Genomic DNA, 1,710 nt, shown 5'->3' with positions numbered 1-1,710 from the left:
CCTTCTTGGTTTTCAAAGAAAGGTTCGAGCAAATCTCTTGCTTCTTGAATCGAAATAATATTTAGTCGGTGAGCATCTTCGAGGTCGATGATTCGGTAACAAATGTCATCGGCCGCCTCTACCAAAAACACAAACGGATGGCGAGCAAAAACTGTTTTTTCTTCATTCAAAGCATTGATATTCAGCTCGGTAGCAATGCGTTGATAAAACTCACTTTCGGCATCAAAAAAGCCCGATTTCTTTGCCGAAATAAAACTTTTCTTCTTAAAACCACTCGTCGAATCGGCAGGATATTTAATGATAGAAGCCAAAGTGGCGTAAGTTAGATTCAGATTACTTTGATTGAAAATCGTTGTCAGAATCCTAAACGCATTGGCATTTCCCTCAAACCATTTGAAATCATTGAATTGATTTTCGCTTAGATTTTCAGTCAAAAACTTGAGTTTTTCACCCTCCAATTCTCTAAAATAGGTACGAATGGCTTCTTCACCCGAATGTCCGAAAGGAGGGTTTCCAATGTCGTGAGCAATACAGGCCGTCATGACTACCGCCGAAAGCTCAAATTTATAAAATTCAATAGCTTCTTGATTCAGCTCATTTTCATATTTTGCCACAATTCTTTCTCCAATTGCTTTGCCGAGCGAACGTCCAACCGAAGCAACCTCCAAGCTGTGAGTCAAGCGGTTATGCACAAAAACTGCCCCAGGCAAAGGAAACACTTGGGTCTTATTTTGCAAACGACGAAACTGCGACGAAAAAATCAATCGGTCGTAATCTCGCATATAGTCAGTGCGGAAATGTTCGTGAGCATTGCGGTGTTCGGCACCGAGTCGTTTATTAGAAAAAAGAGTCTGCCAATTCATTTTTGGGGTGGTGAAATTTCACTGCAAGATAACCAATGCCTCAATGATAGGATGATAGAATGATAGAATATTTTAAAATATCGTCAAATAATTAAATTAAAACAAGATAAAATATTGCTTTTCTAATAAAAATAAAATTTTATCTACTGATAAGTTTAGATTTGTAAAATGTTAAGAAAGTGTGGAATTGACTCAATATTCAGCTCCACTGCGGCACTCATCTAATCATTCACTCATTCACTCATTCAATTTTGAAAGTCGTAATTATCAAATATAACGCAGGCAACGTACAGTCGGTCATGTATGCCCTTGAGCGTATCGGTGCAAGCTATGAGCTTTCTGATAATGCCGAAGTGATTCGCTCTGCCGAACGAATTATTTTCCCAGGTGTAGGCGAAGCTTCAACCGCCATGAAAAGCTTGAGAGAAAATGGTCTCGATAAAGTGATTCCAACGCTCAAACAGCCATTTTTGGGAACTTGCGTGGGAATGCAACTTCTCTGCCAATCATCCGAAGAAAATAATACCGAATGTTTGGGAGTTTTTGATATTCCAATCTTGAAATTCCCGAGAGTAAAAGGCTTCAAAGTTCCACAGACTGGTTGGAATAATATTATACCACCCCCAGCCCCTGAAGGGGAGCTAAGAACTTGGACTACGCCACTTTGTAAAGGTTTACGTGAAAGCGAATATGTCTATTATAACCACGGATATTATGCTCCGCTTTGCGATTATACAGTAGCCAAAACGGATTATATTTTGGAATATTCGGCGATGTTGCAGCGAGACAATTTCTTTGCGGCACAGTTTCACTCCGAAATCAGCGGTGATGTAGGCGAACAGATTTT

At 39.6% G+C, this 1,710-nt stretch carries 2 protein-coding genes; one reads left to right on the top strand and one right to left on the bottom strand.

Going from position 1 to position 1,710, the window contains the following annotated elements; translation table 11 throughout:
* Window positions 1–863 (bottom strand): dGTP triphosphohydrolase (dgt, locus tag ACOVO2_RS13205; RefSeq protein WP_421770432.1); only part of this gene is annotated, 863 nt, incomplete at its 3' end.
* Between the two features lie 251 nt (window positions 864–1,114).
* Between dgt and hisH the strand changes: the two genes are divergently transcribed.
* A partial coding sequence (hisH, locus tag ACOVO2_RS13200) for an imidazole glycerol phosphate synthase subunit HisH (protein WP_421770431.1) occupies window positions 1,115–1,710 on the top strand: 596 nt, incomplete at its 3' end.

Source organism: Emticicia sp. (assembly GCF_049241225.1).
Taxonomy (GTDB): Bacteria; Bacteroidota; Bacteroidia; order Cytophagales; family Spirosomataceae; genus Emticicia.
This window is presented reverse-complemented; position numbering and strand designations above follow the sequence as displayed.